Here is a 20,188-nt window from a genome sequence, read left to right as displayed (position 1 = left end):
CGATGGCACGCGGCAAGAGCAGTATCAGCAAGACCCTTGTGTGGGGTCTCCTGATCCTCGTGGTGATGGGCTTCGGCGCCTTCGGCACGGTCAATTTCAGCGGCGGCGTAAGCGGCATCGGCTCGGTCGGCGACACCGACATTTCGGCCACCGATTACACCCGCGCGCTGCAAAACGAGATGCGCGCCTATGAGGCGCAGACCGGCCAGCCGATGACGCTGGATCAGGCGCAGCAGTTCGGCCTCGACCGTCAGGTGCTGGCGCAGGTGGTGACCGGCGCGGCGCTGGATGACGAAGCGCAGCGCATCGGGCTTTCGGTCGGCGACGAACAGGTCGCCGAAGCGCTGCGCGAGATGGCCGCCTTTCAGGGCCCCGACGGCGAGTTCAACCGCGACAGCTATGCCTATGCCTTGCAAAACGCCGGGCTGAGCGAAGCCGACTTCGAGGAAGACCTGCGCAGCGAAAGCGCCCGCAACCTGCTCAACGCGGCGATTTACTCCGGCACTGCGCTGCCCGACACCTATGTCGACACATTGCTCGGCTGGGCCGGCGAGACGCGCTCTTTCACATGGGCGCGGCTCGACAGCGACGCGCTTGAAACCGGCCTTCCGGTGCCGTCGGACGACGAGCTGCAGGCATGGTACGACGCGCACATCGAGCAGTTCACCATGCCCGAGACCAAGGTGATCAGCTACGCGTGGATCACCCCGGACATGATCGTCGACAGCGTCGAGTTGGACGAGGACACGCTGCGCGCCGCCTATGAGGAGCGCAGTGCCGAGTTCAACCTGCCCGAGCGGCGGTTGACCGAGCGTCTGGTCTTTGGCGACGAAGCCGAAGCGCAGGCCGCTATGGAGCGCATTGCCGCCGGCGAGACCGATTTCGAAGGTCTGGTTGCGGAGCGTGGGCTGGAACTGGGGGACACCGACATGGGCGATCTGACCGAAGACGCGCTTGGCGAGGCCGGCGCCGAGGTCTTTGCCGCCGCCAGCGGCGACGTGGTCGGCCCGCTGCCGTCGAACCTCGGCCCGGCGCTTTACCGGGTGAACGGCATCCTGCAAGCACAGGAAACGCCCTACGCCGAAGCCGTGCCGCAGCTGCGCGACGAGCTGGCGCTCGACCGCGCGCGCCGGGTGATCGAAGGCATGGCGCAAAGCCTCGACGACGAACTCGCGGGTGGCGCAACGCTCGAAGAACTGGCGGGCGACACGGACATGGAACTGGGCCAGATCGAATGGAACCAGCAGAGCGATCAGGGCATCGCCGGCTATGACGCCTTCCGCGAGGCCGCGCAGCAGGTGACCGAGGACGACTACCCGGCGATTGCCGAGCTTGGCGATGGCGGCATCTACGCGATGCGCCTCGACGAAATCCGCCCGCCGGCACCGCGCCCGTTCGAGGAAGTGCGCGTCGCGGTTGCCGAAGGCTGGGATACCGACAAGACCACGGAGATGCTGGTGGCGCAGGCCGAAGACCTCGCGCAGCAGATCGCCGATGGTGCCAGCTTCGCTGATTTGGGGCTGGACGCGACCGACGAAGCGGGGCTGACCCGCGACGCGCAGATCCCCGAGATGCCCAACGGGCTGATCGCAGCGGCCTTCGAGATGGACGAGGGTGCAGCGCGTGCCCTGCCCGGCGATGGTGCGGCGCTGATCCTGCAGCTTGACGGTATCGCGCCGGTTGATCGCGAGACCGAGACCTCGCAACAGCTTGAAGGGCTGCTGCGCGACCGGGCCGCAAACAGTGTGGCGCAGGATCTCTTCCGCGCCTTCGTCACCGACATTCAGGAGCGTGCCGGGGTCTCGATCGACCAGCAGGCGGTGAATGCCGTTCACACCAACTTCCGGTAAGACCATGGCATCTCTCACACCTTCCTACGACGAATTCGCCCGCGCCTATGAAGCGGGCGAGAACCAAGTCGTCTACACCCGGCTCGCCGCCGATCTCGACACGCCGGTGTCGCTGATGCTCAAGCTGACGGGCGCCGCCAAGGACGCCTTCATGCTGGAGTCGGTCACCGGCGGCGAGGTGCGCGGGCGCTACTCGATCATCGGCATGAAGCCGGACCTCGTGTGGAAATGCCACGGCGAGCAGGCGCGGCTGAACCGGCAGGCGCGCTTCGATCCCGAGGCGTTCGAGGAAGAAACCCTCGATCCGCTGGCCTCCTTGCGCGCGCTGATCGCCGAGAGCAAGATCGACCTGCCCGACGACCTGCCGCAAGCCGCTGCCGGGCTGTTCGGCTATCTCGGCTACGACATGATCCGGCTGGTCGAGCGCCTGCCCGACGTGAACCCCGATCCGCTCGGCCTGCCCGACGCGGTGATGCTGCGCCCCTCGGTGGTGGCGGTGCTCGACGGGGTGAAGGGCGAGGTCACGGTTGTTGCCCCGGCGTGGGTGCACTCGGGCCAGTCCGCCCGCGCCGCCTATGCGCAGGCCGCCGAGCGGGTGATGGACGCGGTGCGCGATCTGGAACGGTCGTTGCCGCAGGCGGGCCGCGAACTCGGCGAGGCGCATGAGGTCGGCGAACCGGTCTCGAACTTCACCCGCGAAAGCTACAAAGGCGCCGTTGAGAAGGCCAAGGAATACATCCGCGCGGGCGACATCTTTCAGGTGGTCCCGGCGCAGCGCTGGACTCAGGATTTCCCGCTGCCGCCCTTCTCGCTCTACCGCTCGCTGCGCCGCACCAACCCGTCGCCCTTCATGTTCTATTTCAACTTCGGCGGCTTTCAGGTGGTTGGTGCCTCGCCCGAGATCCTCGTGCGGGTCTTCGGGCGCGAGGTCACCATTCGCCCGATCGCCGGCACCCGTCCGCGCGGCGCGACGCCCGAGGAAGATCGCGTGCTCGAGGCCGATCTTCTGGCAGACAAGAAGGAACTGGCCGAGCACCTCATGCTGCTCGATCTGGGCCGCAACGACACCGGCAAGGTGTCGAAAATCGGCACTGTGCGCCCGACCGAGCAGTTCACCATCGAGCGCTACAGCCACGTGATGCACATCGTGTCCAACGTGGTGGGCGAACTGGCCGAGGATCAGGACGCGCTGTCGGCGTTCTTTGCCGGTATGCCGGCGGGCACCGTGTCGGGCGCTCCCAAGGTCCGGGCGATGGAGATCATCGACGAACTCGAGCCCGAAAAGCGCGGCATCTACGCCGGCGGCGTCGGCTACTTCAGCGCCGGCGGCGACATGGACATGTGCATCGCCCTGCGCACCGCGATCGTGAAGGACGAAAAACTCTACATTCAGGCGGGCGGCGGCGTGGTCTATGACAGCGACCCCGAGGCCGAGTATATGGAGACCGTCCACAAGTCGAACGCCATCCGGCGCGCGGCCGCCGACGCGGCGCGCTTTACCGGCTCGGGCAATAGCTGACCAAGCTCACTGACGATCCGCCGGGCCACCCCGGCGGATCGTCATCGCGCTGTTCCGGGCGTGCAACGCGCCGCATATGCTGCGGGATTGCGCCCGATCGGGGCCTGCCTCGTGGCCGTCAATGCCGAGGGTCAGCGCCGTCACTCAGGGCCGTCACTCAGCGCCGAGACAAGGCGATGGGCGCGATCTGCAAACGCTGCGATCTGCTGCCCTAAACGTCCGCCAAGATTTTCCCGCCACGGTCTGCTACTCTGGCCGAAGGAGGGGATTTGCAAATGGCACCAATCGACTTCTGGTATTCCATCGGCAGCACCTACAGCTATCTCACCGTCATGCGCCTGCCCGAGCTTGCACGCGCCGAAGGCGTCGAGGTGCGCTGGCATCCGTTCAACGTGCGGCATGTGATGCTCACGCAGAACAATATCCCGTTCAAGGACAAGCCCGCCAAGACCGCCTACATGTGGCGCGATATCGCGCGGCGTGCGGAGGGTTATGGGCTCTCGCCACAGCTTCCGGCGCCCTATCCGCTGGAGGGGCTGGTGCTGGCCAATGAGGTCGCCGAACTGGGGATGCGCGAAGGCTGGGGCATCGAATACACCCGTGCCACCTATCGTCGCTGGTTCGAAAAGGGCGAGCCCGCGGGCGAAGCTCCGAACCTGCCGGAGACCCTGCGCGAGATCGGACAGGATCCGGAACGGGTGATTGAACGCGCCGGATCCGAAGAGATGGTGCAGGCGCTCGCCAGCGCCACCGCCGATGCGATGACGCTGGGAATCTTCGGCTCGCCAAGCTTTCTGGTCGGCCACGAGCTGTTCTGGGGCGACGACAGATTAGAAGACGCCATCGCCTGGGCGCAGCGCGCGGACTAGACCGCACGCTGCGTGAGCGCGATCAGCTTTCTTCGAAGACGCCGCAGGCGAGACGGCTGCCGGCATCACCCGACGGCTGGCTTTCATAATCGTCCGGCCCCGCGTGCACGATGAAGGCCGACCCGTCGTCGTCCATCATCAGTTCCTGCACATCGAAATTGGGCAGGAACACCTCGACGGTCAGGGCGCCGTTGGCGGGCACATGCGCGTTCGGCAGATCGCCCGGGTGCGGGCCGCCCTCGACCATCACGCCATGCTCGGCATCGCCGGACAGGTGCCCGCCCGCCGAAGTGAAGTCGCTGGCCGAGCAGTCGCCGGTCTCGTGGATGTGGATGCCGTGCGCGCCTTCCGGCAGGCCCTGCAGTTCAACGGTGGCATGCGCCATGCCCGAGGGCGTGTCGGTGACGGTGACGGTGCCGATGGCACTGCCATCGGTGCCCGAAAGCTCCGCGGTTGCAGTGGCGGCCGCGACCGGTGCGGCGGCAAGGGTGACAAGCGCGGTGGCAAGGGCAATGCGTTTCATAGGTGTCTCCTCTTTGTGGCGCGGCGCCGTCCGATTGTGGGGCGCTTTCGCCTCGGGTAGTCAACGCGCGGCGCTGTGCGTGGTTGCACGCGGCGCGGCAAAAAACCGCGTGACGCGGCCGGCTCTTTCGAAAGCCGCAGAAATGCTTAACTCTTGAAGCAAACACAGTGCACGAGGCGCAGCGCCCACCCCGCAAGAGAGGTTCCGCCCATGTCATGGTCATTTCCCATCGGTCGCCTGTTCGGTTCCGAACTGCGGGTGCACGCCACCTTCTTTCTGCTGCTGTTGTGGGTCGGTGCGGCGGCATGGTCGGTGGGCGGCGCGGCCGCGGCGCTGCAGAACATCATCTTCATTCTCGCGCTTTTCGCCTGCGTCGTGGCGCATGAGTTCGGTCACGCGCTGACGGCGCGGCGCTTCGGGATCAAGACGCCGGACATCACGCTGTTGCCGATCGGCGGTCTGGCGCGGCTCGAGCGGATGCCCGAAAACCCGGTGCAGGAAATCCTCGTGGCGCTCGCCGGGCCGATGGTCAACGTGGTCATCTGGCTGGTGCTGGTGCTGCTGGGGGCGTCGTCGGGGCTTGGCGGACTCGAGGAACTGGGAACCGGCACCGGCGCGTTCCTCGGCCAGCTTGCGGCGATCAACCTTGCGCTGGCGCTGTTCAACATGATCCCCGCCTTCCCGATGGATGGCGGGCGGGTGCTGCGCGCCGTGCTGGCGCTGCGCGTCGGACGGGTGAAGGCAACACGGGCCGCCGCCACCACGGGCCAAATCCTTGCCTTCGGGCTTGCGTTCTGGGGGCTGAGTTCGGGCAACTTCATCCTGATCCTCATTGCCATCTTCGTGTTCTTCGCCGGGCAGGCCGAAAGTCAGGACGTGGCCAGCCGCGCCGTCGCACACGATCTTCTGGCGCGCGACGCGATGATCACCAGCTTTGAATCCCTGCGCCCCGAGGACACGCTGGCGATGGCCGGCCAGACGCTGATCCGCACCACCCAGCACGAGTTTCCGGTACTGGCCCCGGATGGCACGCTGGCCGGCTTTCTGACCCGCGACGCGTTGTTTCGCGGTATGGCCGAGGATCACGCCACGCGTCCGGTCACCGAGCTGATGACCGAGGTGCCGCAACTGCCGCTCGCCGCGCCGCTGCAGTCGGTGCTCGACGCGCTGGCGCAGGCGCCCGCGGTGGCGGTGGTTGACGCGCAGCAGCGGGTTCTGGGCTATGTCACGCGCGAGAACGTCGGCGAGCTGATGGTGCTGCGCGGGCCCGGCATGACCGGCTGAAGACCGCCGCAGCCCCCCCCTCGTCACGCGAGGGATTGCGCCAAGCCGTGCGATGTGGAAAGCGGCAGGCGGGGGAGAATTTCCAAGAGGCATACTATGACCAACGCGCTTTCGAGGCTGCTGGACACCCGGGATTGGCTGCTCGCCGACGGCGCCACCGGCACCAATCTGTTCAACATGGGGCTCGCCGCCGGCGACGCGCCGGAGCTGTGGAACGAAACGCAGCCGGACAACATCCGCGCGCTTTATCGCGGCGCGGTGGAGGCCGGCTCCGATATCTTTCTCACCAATTCCTTCGGCGCCAACGCCGCCCGGCTGAAACTGCACGACGCGGCAGACCGCGCCTTCGAACTGTCGCGCGTGGCCGCAGAACTGGGCCGCGAGGTCGCCGACGCTGCGGGCCGGCCCGTAGTCGTTGCGGGCTCGGTCGGCCCGACGGGCGAGATCATGGAACCTGTTGGCGCACTCAGTCATGCCTCTGCGGTGGAGATTTTCGAAGAGACGGCCGCCGGGCTGAAGGCGGGCGGTGCCGACGTGCTGTGGCTCGAGACGATCTCGGCGCCAGAGGAGTACCGCGCCGCCGCCGAAGCTTTTGCCCGCGTCGACATGCCGTGGTGCGGCACCATGAGCTTTGACACCGCCGGGCGCACCATGATGGGCGTCACCTCCGCCGATTTCTGCCGACTGGTCGAGCAGTTGCCGAATCCTCCGCTGGGCTTCGGTGCCAACTGCGGCACCGGCGCATCGGATCTGCTGCGCAGCGTGCTGGGCTTTGCCGCCAGCGGCACCGAGCGCGCGATCATCGCCAAGGGCAATGCTGGCATTCCACGCTACGAGGGAGGCCATATCCATTACGACGGCACCCCCGAACTGATGGCCGAGTATGCGGTGATGGCGCGCGATTCCGGCGCGCGGATCATTGGCGGCTGCTGCGGCACCCTGCCCGCGCATCTGCGCGCCATGCGGCAGGCGCTGGAGACCCGCCCCGTCGGCCCGCGCCCTACGCTGGATCAGATCGTCGGCGCGCTTGGCCCGTTCAGTTCCGACAGTGACGGGCTTGATGGCGCGCCGCGCGAGCGCGTGCGGCGCGGACGCCGCCGCGGCTGACCGGCCTCAGGTGCCTCTTAGCGAATTTGCGGCGGGTCGGAGCCTTTCCGACCCGCCGCATCGTGTGCCCTCTGACGGCAGGCCTGTCTGGGAGGAGCCTTGCCCCGGGGTTCCTTGGCATAGCAAAGCGCGATCGCCATGCCCTTGGCGCGCAGGAGAGTGACGGAAACCCGTCAGCCGCCTGCGCAAAGGGCCGCCCGTTCAGAACAGAGACAGTTGATCCCCCGCTTGCGGCGGCGCACGAAACAGATCACAGCGCAGCGCAGGCTGCGCCGCGTCAAGCCCCAGCCGCCGCACCGCCTTGTCGAACCGCTGCGCGATAAGCTCTGCGTAGGTGCCTTCGCCGCGCATCCGGCTGTGCCAGCGCGCCGAGTAATCCTGCCCGCCATGCATCTCGCGCAGCCGCGCCATCACCCGCGCCGCCCGGCCCGGATAATGCTCGTCCAGCCACGCGCGCCATAGCGGCGAGACCTCACGCGGGAGGCGCAGCATGATCCAGCTTGCAGCGCTCGCCCCGGCCTCGGCCCCGGCAGCGAGAATGTTCTCAAGTTCGGGATCGGTCAGCGCCGGAACCACCGGCGAGGCCATGACCCGCACCGGAATGCCCGCCGCGCTGAGCCGCCGGATCGTCGCCAGTCGCCGCGCCGGAGACGGCACGCGCGGCTCCATGCGGCGCGACAGGTCCGGATCGAGCGTGGTGACCGAGATCCCCACCCGCGCCAGCCCTCGCGCCGCCATCTGCGACAGAATGTCGATGTCGCGCTCGATCAGCGTGCCCTTGGTGACGATCGCAACCGGATGGCCAAAGTCGGCCAGCACCTCTAGGCAGCCGCGCATGATGCCCCTGTCCCGTTCGATCGGCTGATAGGGATCGGTGTTGGTGCCGATGGCCAGCGGCGCGGGCTGATAGCGCTTGGCCCGCAACTCCCGCGCCAGCACCTGCGGCGCGTCCGGGCGGGCAACCAGACGGGTTTCGAAGTCCAAGCCCGGCGACAGCCCCAGATAGGCGTGACTGGGCCGCGCGAAACAGTAGATGCACCCGTGCTCGCAGCCCCTGTAGGGGTTGATCGACCGGTCGAAAGGCAGATCCGGAGACCGCACGTAATTGATCATGCTGCGCGGCCGTTCCTCGGCGACCTCGGTGCGCAGCGGCGGCAGTTCCTCGGGAATGTCCCAACCGTCGTGCGCGTCAGCATAGGCGAAACGCTCGAACCGCCCGCTGTCGCGGGAGGCCGCGCCGCGCCCTTTGCGGCGGTCTTTCTCGATGATGCGGGACGGAGCGCTCATGGCTCGAATTTAGAACATTTAACGAACATCCGCAATCCCTCCGCCCTGCGGCGTCGCCTCCGGGCGCGCTGATGTCGCAATCTGCCATGAGCGGCGGCGCGCACAGGCGCAGGCTAAAGAGAGCCGTAGGGAGGTGCCCATGCCAGAAGACGCAGCCGGAGACGGCGAAGAGATCATCCTCGCCGACCTCGACGATGCAGAGCTTGTCGAGCAGATGTTCGACGATCTCTACGACGGGATGAAGGAAGAGATCGAAGAAGGCGTGACCATCCTGCTTGATCGCGGCTGGCCCCCCTACAAGGTGCTCACCGAGGCGCTGGTCGGCGGCATGAAGATCGTCGGCGAAGATTTCCGTGACGGCATCCTCTTTGTGCCCGAGGTGCTGCTGGCGGCCAATGCGATGAAAGGTGGCATGTCGATCCTCAAGCCGCTGCTGGCCGAGACCGGCGCGCCCACCATCGGCAAGATGGTCATCGGAACGGTCAAGGGCGACATCCACGACATCGGCAAGAACCTCGTGTCGATGATGATGGAGGGCGCGGGCTTCGAGGTGGTCGATCTGGGCATCAACAACGCGGTCGAGGCCTATCTCGAGGCGATGGAGACCGAGAAACCCGATATCCTTGGCATGTCCGCCCTGCTGACCACCACGATGCCCTACATGAAGGTGGTGATCGACACGATGGTGGCGCAGGGCATGCGCGACGATTACATCGTTCTGGTGGGCGGCGCACCGCTCAACGAGGAGTTCGGCCGCGCCATCGGCGCCGACGCCTACTGCCGCGATGCCGCCGTGGCCGTGGAGACAGCCAAGGAGCTCGTTGCCCGCCGCCACAATCGGGTTCCCGCGCAGTGAGCGCCAGCCGTCGCCACGCCCTTGGCATCACGCGCAGGCGCATGCGCCCCCGCCATTCTGATGCGGCACTTGCGCTGCCGGGAAGCTCCGTATCCCATGCGAATGTGACAGAAATTCGCTTTTGCCTTTGCTTTCACGCCGAGAGGGCCCTATCTTTGAAGGCAGGGAAAGGAGATGCCCATGCCGGTGACCACGCTTGTGACCCTTATAATTGCAGTCCTCGCTTCAGCGGGACTGACGGTCTGGGCCTTTGTCGCCTGGGGTGCCAGCAAGGTCATCCCGCTGCTCCTCGCCGCCGCACTGCTGATCCGCTGGGGCATGTCCTCGGTGCCGCCAGCAGATGATACGCGCGCCTGACCAATCGCTACCTAAACGCACGCGACGATCTTCTCGCCGCCGCGCCACGCGCGCGGAACGAGCCCCACAATCCTACATCGTTTCCGACCGAACCGCCGACGAAGCGCGACGCCTTCGCGCCTCTGGAAGCACTGGATCGCGGCGCATCCTTCTGATCGCGTGCGGGGCATTGGCGCGTGAGGTTCTCGACCTAAAGGCGCAGACCGCTGCAAGCGGCGGCATGGCGCATCTCGAATTGCACTGCCTGCCTGCTGACCTGCACAACACGCCCGAGCGCATCCCCGACGCCGTGCGCGAGGCCGTTGCCGCGCGAGGTCATGGCTTTGACGAGATCAAGCTGCTTTATGGCGACTGCGGCACCGGCGGACGCTTGCAGGCGCTTTGCGACGCGCTTGGCATCGAGATGCTCGCGGGGCCGCATTGCTACGCGATCTTCGACGGTGTCGACCGTTTCGAAGCGCGCGGCGAGATGCGCTGCTTCTACCTGACCGACTTTCTCGTCCGCCAGTTCGAGGCGTTCGTCTGGCGTCCGCTCGGCCTTGACCGGCATCCGGCGCTGCGAGACCTCTACTTCGGCGAGTACACAACGCTCGTCTACCTCGCACAGACCGACGATCCGGAGCTTACTGCCCGCGCCGAAGAGCAAGCCGCCCGCCTCGGGCTGGCGTTTGAACGGCGGCTCACAGGATATGGCGATCTGGCGCGGGATATGCGGCGCTGGTCCCTCGGCGCCGCAGAAGGTGCCGACTGAGACGAGGCCGGGCGCGACACATCACCTAAGGCCGCAGTCCCGGAACGCCTCAGCCCTCGTCTTCCTGACGCAGCAGCAGCGCGGAGACCGGCACCAGAGCAACGCTGTTGGCCCGGTCCTGCAGCCCCCAAAGCAACAGCGCCGAGACCGTATCGGCGCGCAGCCGCCCCAGCATCACCACACCCTCTTCCTGCCGCGCCTTGAAGGCCGCCTGATCAAGGAAACGCCGCATCACCCGCGGATCCTGCCCCTTGCCGTCGAAATCGCGGAACACGGTGAGCGCCGGAACCCCCTCGCGGCGGGCCAACGCCTCTGCGGTGTTCAGCCCGTTCGCCATCAGCAGCAAGCCGTGCCCCGCGTCGCGCAGGAACTGCGCCGCCTGCGTGCCGATCTCGCGGCTCTGGTGCAGGTCTAGATCGGTGCCTTCGAGCACGCCAATCGCCTCGGGGACAGTGCCAAGCGCCCCTTCCAAGGCCACCTCCGCATCGCTGGGCGTGGCGCCCTGCGGAAGCTCTGCGAGCGCCAGCACCTCGAACCCCCGCGCCCGGTAGGCTGCCGCCGTGGCCGCCGCATCGGGGTGGTCGGGGGAGATCGCGAAGCTGACCGGAAACGGAAAGGCCTCGACCGCTTCGGGGCCGAGCGGGCCGCTGCCGTCATCGATCAGCACGATCGACATGGTCGGCGCCTCCGGCTCTGCGTCCGCCGCGGCGGCGAAACGGGCAAGCGGGCTGTCCTCCGTCGTCGGCGCGGCCACAGGCGCGGTATCCGTGTCGGCAACCACCGGCAGGCGCCCTTGCTCGACAGCCCCCTTGCGTCCAAGCAGCGAGTCCGCCGGGGTGCCGATCGCCGGCCGGGTATCCGTGCCGTCATCGGCGGCGCCTTGGGAAATCTCCTCGCTGCGCTCCGGTGTCTGCACCGTGACGCGCGGCAGGTCTCGCTCGGCCTGCGGTTCGGTCTCTGCCGCTTGGGCCTGTTCCATCTCTGGCGCAGGCGCGGTTCCGATGTCCGGATCGTCCGGAACCTCCGTCTCTGCGGGGTCCGTTTCGGGCGCCGCGGCAAGCCCGCTGTCCTGTGCCGGTTCCGGCGGCTGCGCCGGATCGGTCGACAGCGCAGGCTCTGCTTCGGACAAGGGAGCCTCGGGCGGCAGCGACGGCTGTCCGGGTTGCACCGGGGCGTCGCCCCCCACCGACAGCCGCGCCGCTTCGGAGGTGCCGGGCGCGTCGGGGGCGCGCGGCGCCGGGATCGCCTCGGGGCGCTGCGCGGGTTGGGTGTCGGGCGCGCTGCCCTCGGCCAAGCCGGGGGCCGACAGCGAGGGGCCGGGCGTCGCGGCATCGATGCCGCGCTCTTCGCTGGGGCGCCGCGCCGGCGGCGGGACCGGCTGGCTCTCGGCGCCAGCGGTGTCTTCGGCTGCGGCCTGCGGATCGGTGGAGCCCTCAGCAAGTGCGCGCTCCGCGCCAGCCTCTTCGTCGCTGGGCTGCGGCATTTCGCTCTCTGCGGGGGGCTCCGCCTCGGCGTCTGTCACAGCGTCCGGGGCAGCTTCGGAGGCAGCGTCGGGGGCGATCTCAGCACTCTCGCTCTCCGGCTCCGGCTCGGAGACAGGCGCCGCATCGGGGGCCATCTCAGAGGTCATCTCCGGCGCGCTATCAGCCGACGGCTCTGCGTCGGCAGGCTCCGAAACAGGTGCCTCCGGTTGTGCGCCGCCGGAGGCGTCGCGCTCTGCGGCGAGGGGCGGTGTCGCAAGATTGGCGGGCGGCCCCATGGCCACCGAAAGCGCCGCCAAACCGACGCCCGAAACCACCAGTCCCCAGATCGCCCCTGCCAAGAAACCGCGTGCCATATCCCTGCCCGTCCTCTTCTCTGTCCCGGGCCCCGTTGCCGGACCCTTTGCCGCCATGCTACGGCGCCTGTGCCGGTCCCGAAGCACTTGTTCGGGACATGGCCTTGACGCTGCACCACCTGCGGGCGCATGTATACCCCCACCGCGGGTCCGCCCGCCAGCCTGAAGAGTCTACCATGCTGCTTCTCATCGACAATTACGACAGTTTCACCTGGAACCTCGTGCATTACGTGGGCGAGCTGGGCGTGGAGGCGAAGGTCGTGCGCAACGACCAGATCGACGTGCAGGAGGCGATGGCGATGAAGCCCGCCGGCATCCTGCTGTCGCCCGGGCCCTGCACCCCCACCGAAGCGGGCATCTGCCTGTCGCTCACCGCCGCTGCCGCCGAGACCGGCACGCCGCTGTTCGGCGTCTGCCTCGGGCATCAGACCATCGGTCAGGCCTTCGGCGGCACCGTCAAGCGCCACGACGAGATCGTGCACGGCAAGATCGCCCAGATGCACCATGATGACACCGGCGTCTTTGCCGGGCTGCCCTCGCCGTTTGAGGCGACGCGCTATCACAGCCTCGTTGTCGCGCGCGACGATCTGCCCGAGGATCTGGTGGTCAACGCTTGGCTCGAGGACGGCACGATCATGGGGCTGCGCCACCGCGAGCTGCCGATCCACGGCGTGCAGTTCCACCCCGAGAGCATCGCCTCGCAGCACGGCCATGCCCTCATCGAGAATTTCCTGAAGACCATGAAAGTCCCTGCATGAGCGATCGACTGAAGCCGCTGATCGGCGCCGCCTGTACCCGCCCGCTGAGCCGGGAGGAGGCCGAGGCGGCCTTCGAGATCCTCTTTGAGGGCGAGGCCACCCCGGCGCAGATCGGCGGGCTGCTGATGAGCCTGCGCACCCGCGGCGAGACGGTGGAGGAATACGCCGCCGCCGCCGCCGTGATGCGCGCCAAGTGCAACAAAGTGGTCGCCCCCGAGGGCGCCATCGACATCGTCGGCACCGGCGGCGACGGCAAGGGCACGCTGAACATCTCGACCGCCACCGCCTTTGTGGTCGCGGGCGCCGGTGTGACCGTGGCCAAGCACGGCAACCGCAATCTGTCGTCGAAGTCGGGCTCGGCGGACGCGCTGGGGCAGATGGGCATCAACGTCATGCTGCCCGCCTCGGCCATCGCGCCCATTCTCAACGAGGTTGGCATCTGCTTCATGATGGCCACCATGCACCACCCGGCGATGAAGCACGTGGGCCCGCCGCGCATGGAACTGGGCACGCGCACGATCTTCAACATCCTCGGGCCGATGACCAACCCGGCGGGCGTGAAGCGTCAGTTGACCGGCGCCTTCTCGCGCGACCTCATCCGGCCAATGGCCGAGGTGCTGGGGCAGCTGGGCTCGGAGCGCGCATGGCTGGTGCATGGTTCGGACGGCACCGACGAGCTGGCGATCTCGGGCGTAAGCTGGGTGGCCGCGCTGGAAGACGACGGCAGCATTCGCGAGGTCGAACTGCACCCCGAGGACGCGGGCCTGCCCGAACACCCGTTCGAAGAGATCATCGGTGGCGAACCTGCGGAAAACGCCAAGGCGCTGCAGGCGCTGCTGGATGGCGCGCAGACGGCCTACCGCGATGCGGTGCTGCTCAATTCCGCCGCCGCGCTTGTCGTGGCGGGCAAGGCCAGCGATCTCAAGGATGGTGCCGCCATGGCCCGCCAGAGCATCGACAGCGGCGCGGCCAAGGCCAAGGTCCATGCGCTCGCCGAGGCGACGCAAGCGGCCGCATGAGCCAGCCGCACGCCTGGGCGCATCTGCCCTTCTTCACCGAGGAGTTTCCCCGCATCGCCGAGGCGCTTGCGGCGGAACCCCGTCAGGTGCTGCCCCCCGAGGCGCAGCGCTTCGCTGCGCTGGAGGCCTGCGCCCCCGAGGATGTGCGGGTGGTGATCCTTGGGCAGGATCCCTACCCCACGCCCGGCCATGCGCATGGGCTGTCCTTTTCGGTTGAACCCGATGTGCGCCCCCTGCCGCGCTCGCTGACCAATATCTACAAGGAATTGCACGAAGAGTTCGGCGCTGTGCCGCCCAATGGCGACCTGCGGTTCTGGGCGAAACAGGGCGTGCTGCTGCTCAACACCGCGCTCTCGGTGCCCGCTGGCAACGCCGGCGCGCATGCAAAGCTGGGCTGGTCGACCCTGACGGCGCAGGTGCTTGAGGCGCTTTCGGAGAGGCCGCGCGCCTTCATCCTCTGGGGCGGCCACGCGCAGAAGTTCGCCAAGCACATCCACGGCGACGATCATCTCATCCTGACCTCGGCCCACCCCTCGCCGCTCTCGGCGCGGCGCGGCTTTTTCGGCTCGCGCCCCTTTTCCCGCGTCAACGACTGGCTTAAAGCCAGAGGGGAGATGCCGATCAACTGGACCACGCCCTGATCCCTCGGCGCTGAAGAACGACTAGCGGAGCCCGCCATGACCCAGACGATCCTCGACAAGATCAAGGCCTACAAGCTCGAAGAGATCGCCGCCGACAAGGCCGCGAAAGCGATGAGCACGGTCGAGGCCGAGGCCCGCGACGCCAGCCCGGTGCGCCCCTTCGCGCAGGCGCTCTTCGATGCCGCCAAGACCGGCTATGGCCTCATCTCTGAAGTGAAAAAGGCGTCGCCCTCCAAGGGGCTGATCCGCGAAGATTTCCACCCCCCGACGCTGGCGCAGGCCTATGAGCGCGGCGGCGCCACCTGTCTTTCGGTGCTGACCGACACACCGTCGTTCCAAGGTGCCAAAAGCTTCCTCACCGAGGCGCGCTCGGCCACCAACATGCCCGCGCTGCGCAAGGATTTCATGTACGACCCCTATCAGGTCGCCGAGGCCCGCGCGCTTGGCGCCGACTGCATCCTGATCATCATGGCCTCGGTCTCGGACACGCTGGCCGCCGAGCTTGAAGACGCCGCCTTCGGCTGGGGCATGGACGCGCTGATCGAGGTGCATGACGCCGAGGAGCTTGACCGAGCACACAAGCTGAAATCGCCGCTGATCGGGGTGAACAACCGCAATCTCAAGACCTTCGAGACATCTTTGGACACCACCCGCGTGCTGTCGAAGAACGTGCCCGAAGGCCGCTTCCTGATCTCCGAGTCCGGGCTCAACACCCCCGCCGATCTGGCCGACATGGCGCAATATGGCGCGCGGGCCTTCCTTATCGGCGAGAGCCTGATGCGACAGGAGAATGTCGAGCACGCCACCCGCACACTGCTGGCTGATCCGGTGCCGGCATGAGCGGGCTGACGCATTTCGACGCCAAGGGCGACGCCCATATGGTCGACGTTTCGGACAAACCCCAAACGTCCCGCATCGCCACCGCCGGCGCGTGGATCCGCATGGAGCAGGCGACCTTCGATCTGATCGCCGAAGGTCAGGCGAAAAAAGGCGATGTGATCGGCGTGGCGCGTCTGGCGGGCATCATGGGCGCCAAGAAGACCCCCGATCTGATCCCGCTCTGCCACCCGTTGCCAGTCACCAAGGTCACCGTCGAGATCACGCAGGACCCGGCGCTGCCCGGCCTGCAGATCGAGGCGACGGTGAAAACCACCGGGCAGACCGGTGTCGAGATGGAGGCCCTGACCGCTGCTTCGACCGCCGCGCTGACGGTCTATGACATGGTCAAGGCCGTCGATCGCGGCATGGAGATCGGCGGCCTGCGCGTGCTGCTGAAGGACGGCGGCAAATCCGGGCGCTACGAAGCCAAATGATCTCGGTCAGCGAAGCTCTCGAGCGGCTGTTTTCGCTCGCCCAACCGCTCGGCACCGAAGAGGTCGCGCTGCGCGACGCCGGAGGCCGCGTGCTTGCGCGACCGCTGGAGGCACAGCGCGACCAGCCGCCCTTTGCAGCCTCGGCCATGGATGGCTACGGCGTGACCGAAGCCGCGCCCGGCGCGCGCTTTTCGGTCATCGGCGAGGCGGCAGCGGGGCGCGGTTTTGCCGGCGTGGTTGGCCCCGGTGAAGCGGTGCGCATCTTCACTGGCGCGCCGATCCCCGAGGGCGTGAAAACCGTTGTCATCCAAGAAGATGTGACGCGCGACGGCGATACCATCACGGTCACCGACACGCTTGGTCCCGGCGACAACATCCGCCCCTACGGCAATGATTTTCGCAAGGGCATGCGGATCGACGCGCCCCGCGTTCTGGGCCCGCAGGACATCGCCCTGCTGGCGGCGATGAACATCGCGCACGTGCCTGTGACGCGCCGTCCCAAGGTGGCACTGATCTCGACCGGCGACGAGTTGGTGATGCCCGGCGAAGACCCCGGCCCCGACCAGATCATCGCCTCCAACACCTTCGGTCTTTACGTGCTGATGCAGCAGCTGGGCGCCGAGCCCCGCCTGCTGCCCATCGCGCGCGACAGCGAAGCCTCGTTGCGGACGATCTTCGACATGGTCGACGACGCCGATCTTGTGGTCACCATCGGCGGCGCCTCGGTCGGCGATCATGATCTGGTGGCCCGCGTTGCCGGCGAGATGGGCCTGCAAAGCGCCTTTCACAAGGTCGCCATGCGCCCCGGCAAGCCGCTGATGTCCGGGCGTTTTCTCGATGCCATGATGGTCGGCCTGCCGGGCAACCCGGTCTCGGCCATGGTCTGCGGCCAAGTCTTTCTCGCTCCGGTGATCCGCAGCATGCTGGGCCTTGGCGCCGCACCGGCCCGGCGCGAGACGCTACGCCTCGCCGCGCCGGTCGGCCAGAACGGCCCGCGCGAGCACTATATGCGCGCCCGGCTTGATGCCGGCGGCGTCACCGTGTTTGATCGTCAGGACAGCGCGCTGCTGAGCGTTCTAGGTGCCGCGAACGCTTTGGCCGTGCGCCCTCCGCACGATCCGGCGCGCGGTGCGGGCGATGAGATCGAGGTCATCCGCCTCTGAGCGGGCGCGGCTCGGCGTTTCGGGAAATGTTGGAACGCCGAATATCCCCGCAGCCGCGCGGCTTGCGCGGCATCGTTAACTTTCGTTTAACGATTGCGGGGATTGACACAAAACAGGAACATGCCTAGAACAAAGTCGAACATCTTATCTGGGTAACCCACGGGGCACGGCGCATGCTGACCAAGAAACAGCTCGATCTGCTGGATTTCATCAACACGCGCGTCACCCGTGATGGCGTCCCCCCAAGTTTCGACGAAATGAAAGAGGCGCTGGACCTGCGGTCGAAATCGGGCATCCACCGACTGATCACCGCTTTGGAAGAGCGCGGGTTCATCCGTCGCTTGGCGCACCGGGCCCGCGCGATCGAGATCGTCAAATTGCCCGACAGCCTCGCGGCGCGTCCCAGCGGCTTTGTGCCTCAGGTGATCGAAGGCGATCGTGGCGCGGCCAAGGCCAACAATGCGGTTACCGAAGCGCTGGAAAATGTCGGCGCCATGGAGCTTCCGCTGATGGGCCGTATCGCTGCGGGTGTGCCGATCGAGTCGATTTCCGAGGTTCCGCCGAACGTCGCCGTGCCGTCGGCCATGCTGTCGAGCAATGGCCGCCACTATGCGCTGGAGGTGAAGGGCGACTCGATGATCGAGGCCGGGATCAACGATGGCGATGTGGTGATCATTCGCGAGACCAGCTCGGCCGAGAATGGGCAGATCGTCGTGGCGCAGGTCGAAGGCTATGAGTCCACCCTGAAGCGGTTCCGCCGCAAGGGCAGCAGCATCGTCCTTGAGGCCGCCAACCCGGCATTCGAGCCGCGCGTGCTGCCTGCGGGCTCGGTGTCGGTGCAGGGCCGGCTGGTGGGGCTGATCCGCGCCTACTGATCCGCTGCGTGCGCTGGGGTGTCATCGCGCCGGTGCCACAGCCGCGGCCTGCCGGATATCGCCGTCTCCACCATAAGGTCCTGCGGCCCCAGTTTCAGGGCGACGGATCCCGTCTTGCGTAGGCGGTCCGGATCGAACACCTCGCACCCCCGCCTTGGCTCAACCGGCACGCTCGCCACGATCACGGCCGCCCCTCCGCAACCTTCAAGCCGCTGAGCGCCGGCGCTCCCCATCGCGTGCAACAGCGTTGTTCCGCCGATCTCGGCACGGCGCAAGACCCCGGGCTTCCCTGGCCAGAGCGCTGCGGCTTGCCCCTGCCCGCCCGCCTGCCCATCGTTTTCGAGCCAGACACCCGCCACGAAGCCGCTGCCTTTGGCGCGGGACAGCGCGCGCCCGTCTTCGGTCATCACGCCGACCAGCGCCCCGGTCTCGGAGATGAGTACCTGTGGCCTGCTGCTCGTCCCCCACAGGAAGATGCCACAGACAAAAGGCACCACGCCCAGCCAACGCCCATGTCCCTTCCACAAGAGCAAGAGCAAGCCCGCCACCACCAGCAACGGCAGCACGGTCGGACCCGGCGCGACAACCGGCACCGCGGCGCCATCAAACGCCGCGACCTGCTTTGCCACCCCTAGGATCCAGCGCAGCGCCAGCGCCATGCCGCGCAGCGCCAGACCGTCCAGCCCCAGCGGCAACAGCAGCGCCGCAACCACCGCCATCGGCACCGCCACCAGCCCCATCGCAGGGACCGCCAGCACGTTGGCCAAAAGCCCGTAGCGCGACAGCAAGTTGAAATGCGCCATGGAAAACGGCGCCGTGGCAAGGGACGCGGTGCACGACGACAGCACCAGCGCCACCACCGGGCGCGCCCATGGCGGCAGCCGCGCGATCTTGCCGCCGCGACTGCCTTCGAAGACGCGCACCAACGCAGTGGTGGCTGCGAAGGACATCTGGAAGCCCGGCCCGAGCAGTGCTTCGGGGCGCAGGCTCAAAACAATCAATGCGGCGAGCGCCACCGCCCGCAACGACAGCGCCCGAAGGTCTGCCAGCACCGCGCCCAGCATCACCGCGACCATGATGAAGGCGCGTTGCGTCGCGACATTGCCCCCCGATAGCGCCAGATAGCAGGCCGCGGCCAGCAGCGCCGCGACCGCCGCGATCTTCTTGCCCGGCCAGTGGTGGCGCGCCTGCGCGGGCAGCAACAGAGCCAGTCGCACCGCGGCAAAGACGAAGCCGGTCAAAAGCCCCATGTGCAGCCCGGAAATCGCCAGCAGATGCGCGAGGTTGGTGTGGCGCAGCGCCTCCAAGGTCTGCTGGCTCATGGCGCTGCGGTCACCGGTCATCAGCGCGGCGGCAAAGGCCCCCGTCTCTCCGGGCAGTTGCGCCTGAACGTGCCGCGAGAGCGCCATGCGGACCTGAAAGATCTTCTGTCCGCCCTCCGGCACGGCAAGCAGCACCACCGGCGTGCGGGTGTAGCCGACGCCGCCCAGCTTCAGAAACCATGCGTGGCGGCGAAAATCGAAGCCACCCGGTTCCACCGGGCCGCCCGGCGGCAGCAGATGCCCGCTCAGCATCAGCCGCTGCCCCGGCGCCGGACGCAGCACGCGCGCCTGCACTTCAGGATCGCCATGCAGCGCCACACGCACCCGCCGCGGCCACTGCGCCGGCGGCAGGCGCGGCAGGCGCACCCGGTCGAGCGTCAGCCGCAGCACGTCCGAGGCGGAGCGATCAATATTCACCACCCGCCCTTCGATCGGGCCATAGTAGCGCGCCGTCAGCTGCGGACCGGAGACCAGATGCGCCCGCCCTCCGGCCAGCGCAAACCCCAGCAACATGAGCCCGATCACCGCCAGCGCAAGCAGATGGGCCACACGGGACAACAGCAGCAGCGTCCCCCCAAAGGCAGCCGCCAGCAGCAAAACGCGCGGTGCAGGCTCGGCGGGCAGCGCGAAATAGAGCGCGATACCGCAGCCGAAACAGACCGGCGCCCAAGGAAAGAGATGACCGCGCTGCCGTGCCAGCGCCCTGCCCGTGGCACGCGCACCGGCGCGGACCACTGACCAGCCGGACAATAGGGCGATCCAGCGCACCGCTGCGGACCGCTGCCCGCGGCCTTCCGCTTCGGTCGCAGCCCCATCCCGGCGGCCCATGCTTGCCCCCGCCCCCTGCGCTGTTTAAG

General features: G+C 67.6%; 19 protein-coding genes. 15 read left to right on the top strand and 4 right to left on the bottom strand.

Features of this window, described 5'->3' with window-relative positions:
• Positions 1-2: 2 nt before the first annotated feature.
• The 3 genes from ACXAJT_RS00900 to ACXAJT_RS00890 all read left to right on the top strand — a co-directional run bounded on the left by ACXAJT_RS00900 (position 3) and on the right by ACXAJT_RS00890 (position 4,238).
• Positions 3-1,850: a peptidyl-prolyl cis-trans isomerase gene (locus ACXAJT_RS00900; RefSeq protein ID WP_475231974.1), complete on the top strand. Its 1,848-nt coding sequence runs from the start codon at positions 3-5 to the stop codon at positions 1,848-1,850.
• 4 nt (positions 1,851-1,854) lie between these two features.
• Complete coding sequence (gene trpE / locus ACXAJT_RS00895; protein ID WP_475231972.1) at positions 1,855-3,369, top strand: anthranilate synthase component I; 1,515 nt, start codon at positions 1,855-1,857, stop codon at positions 3,367-3,369.
• A gap of 275 nt (positions 3,370-3,644) precedes the next feature.
• Positions 3,645-4,238 carry a DsbA family protein gene (locus tag ACXAJT_RS00890; RefSeq protein WP_475231970.1) on the top strand — a complete coding sequence of 198 codons (594 nt, stop codon included), beginning with the start codon at positions 3,645-3,647 and terminating at the stop codon, positions 4,236-4,238.
• Positions 4,239-4,260: 22 nt separating this feature from the next.
• Here ACXAJT_RS00890 and ACXAJT_RS00885 read toward each other — a convergent pair whose 3' ends face one another.
• Positions 4,261-4,761, bottom strand: a complete 501-nt coding sequence (locus tag ACXAJT_RS00885) for a superoxide dismutase family protein (RefSeq protein WP_475231968.1) — start codon at positions 4,759-4,761, stop codon at positions 4,261-4,263.
• A 210-nt stretch (positions 4,762-4,971) separates the two neighbouring features.
• On the opposite strand from ACXAJT_RS00885, the gene ACXAJT_RS00880 reads away from it, so the two are divergent.
• On the top strand, positions 4,972-6,045 hold the full coding sequence (locus ACXAJT_RS00880; RefSeq protein ID WP_475231966.1) for a site-2 protease family protein: 1,074 nt from the start codon (positions 4,972-4,974) through the stop codon (positions 6,043-6,045).
• A gap of 96 nt (positions 6,046-6,141) precedes the next feature.
• A complete protein-coding gene (gene bmt, locus ACXAJT_RS00875) occupies positions 6,142-7,152 on the top strand; it encodes a betaine--homocysteine S-methyltransferase (protein ID WP_475231964.1) in 1,011 nt (336 codons plus the stop codon).
• A gap of 201 nt (positions 7,153-7,353) precedes the next feature.
• Here the strand turns inward: bmt and ACXAJT_RS00870 are convergent, their stop codons facing one another.
• Positions 7,354-8,439: a PA0069 family radical SAM protein gene (locus tag ACXAJT_RS00870; RefSeq protein WP_475231962.1), complete on the bottom strand. Its 1,086-nt coding sequence runs from the start codon at positions 8,437-8,439 to the stop codon at positions 7,354-7,356.
• A 139-nt stretch (positions 8,440-8,578) separates the two neighbouring features.
• Here ACXAJT_RS00870 and ACXAJT_RS00865 point away from each other — a divergent pair, with 139 nt between their 5' ends.
• The 3 genes from ACXAJT_RS00865 (at position 8,579) to ACXAJT_RS00855 (ending at position 10,403) form a co-directional block, all read left to right on the top strand.
• Entirely contained in the window at positions 8,579-9,295 is a 717-nt protein-coding gene (locus ACXAJT_RS00865) for a corrinoid protein (RefSeq protein WP_475231960.1), read from the top strand.
• Positions 9,296-9,475: 180 nt separating this feature from the next.
• On the top strand, positions 9,476-9,652 hold the full coding sequence (locus tag ACXAJT_RS00860; protein ID WP_475231958.1) for a hypothetical protein: 177 nt from the start codon (positions 9,476-9,478) through the stop codon (positions 9,650-9,652).
• Entirely contained in the window at positions 9,636-10,403 is a 768-nt protein-coding gene (locus ACXAJT_RS00855; RefSeq protein WP_475231956.1) for a DUF1638 domain-containing protein, read from the top strand. The genes ACXAJT_RS00860 and ACXAJT_RS00855 overlap by 17 nt, the downstream gene beginning before the upstream one ends.
• Before the next feature lie 49 nt (positions 10,404-10,452).
• Here ACXAJT_RS00855 and ACXAJT_RS00850 read toward each other — a convergent pair whose 3' ends face one another.
• Entirely contained in the window at positions 10,453-12,240 is a 1,788-nt protein-coding gene (locus ACXAJT_RS00850; protein WP_475231954.1) for a divergent polysaccharide deacetylase family protein, read from the bottom strand.
• 176 nt (positions 12,241-12,416) lie between these two features.
• On the opposite strand from ACXAJT_RS00850, the gene ACXAJT_RS00845 reads away from it, so the two are divergent.
• The 7 genes from ACXAJT_RS00845 (at position 12,417) to lexA (ending at position 18,009) form a co-directional block, all read left to right on the top strand.
• Positions 12,417-12,998, top strand: a complete 582-nt coding sequence (locus ACXAJT_RS00845) for an anthranilate synthase component II (RefSeq protein ID WP_475231952.1) — start codon at positions 12,417-12,419, stop codon at positions 12,996-12,998.
• Positions 12,995-14,017, top strand: coding sequence for an anthranilate phosphoribosyltransferase (gene trpD / locus ACXAJT_RS00840; protein ID WP_475231950.1), 1,023 nt, complete (start codon positions 12,995-12,997; stop codon positions 14,015-14,017). Before ACXAJT_RS00845 ends, trpD begins: the two co-directional genes overlap by 4 nt.
• Positions 14,014-14,658, top strand: a complete 645-nt coding sequence (locus tag ACXAJT_RS00835) for a uracil-DNA glycosylase (protein ID WP_475231948.1) — start codon at positions 14,014-14,016, stop codon at positions 14,656-14,658. The genes trpD and ACXAJT_RS00835 overlap by 4 nt, the downstream gene beginning before the upstream one ends.
• Before the next feature lie 36 nt (positions 14,659-14,694).
• The gene (gene trpC, locus ACXAJT_RS00830) at positions 14,695-15,498 is read left to right on the top strand and encodes an indole-3-glycerol phosphate synthase TrpC (protein ID WP_475231946.1); all 804 of its coding nucleotides are present in this window, start codon (positions 14,695-14,697) and stop codon (positions 15,496-15,498) included.
• Complete coding sequence (gene moaC / locus ACXAJT_RS00825) at positions 15,495-15,971, top strand: cyclic pyranopterin monophosphate synthase MoaC (RefSeq protein ID WP_475231944.1); 477 nt, start codon at positions 15,495-15,497, stop codon at positions 15,969-15,971. The genes trpC and moaC overlap by 4 nt, the downstream gene beginning before the upstream one ends.
• On the top strand, positions 15,968-17,134 hold the full coding sequence (locus ACXAJT_RS00820) for a molybdopterin molybdotransferase MoeA (RefSeq protein WP_475231942.1): 1,167 nt from the start codon (positions 15,968-15,970) through the stop codon (positions 17,132-17,134). The genes moaC and ACXAJT_RS00820 overlap by 4 nt, the downstream gene beginning before the upstream one ends.
• Before the next feature lie 173 nt (positions 17,135-17,307).
• Positions 17,308-18,009, top strand: a complete 702-nt coding sequence (lexA, locus tag ACXAJT_RS00815) for a transcriptional repressor LexA (RefSeq protein WP_475231940.1) — start codon at positions 17,308-17,310, stop codon at positions 18,007-18,009.
• On the opposite strand, the gene ACXAJT_RS00810 is transcribed toward lexA, so the two are convergent.
• Positions 18,003-20,159: a ComEC/Rec2 family competence protein gene (locus ACXAJT_RS00810; RefSeq protein WP_475231938.1), complete on the bottom strand. Its 2,157-nt coding sequence runs from the start codon at positions 20,157-20,159 to the stop codon at positions 18,003-18,005. The two genes, lexA and ACXAJT_RS00810, sit on opposite strands and share 7 nt — an antisense overlap.
• Positions 20,160-20,188: the final 29 nt, after the last annotated feature.

The sequence above is a fragment of the Salipiger sp. ABF4_146 genome, from assembly GCF_056161345.1.
Note: the sequence above shows the minus strand (reverse complement) of the source record. Positions and strands in the feature narration are given on the sequence as shown.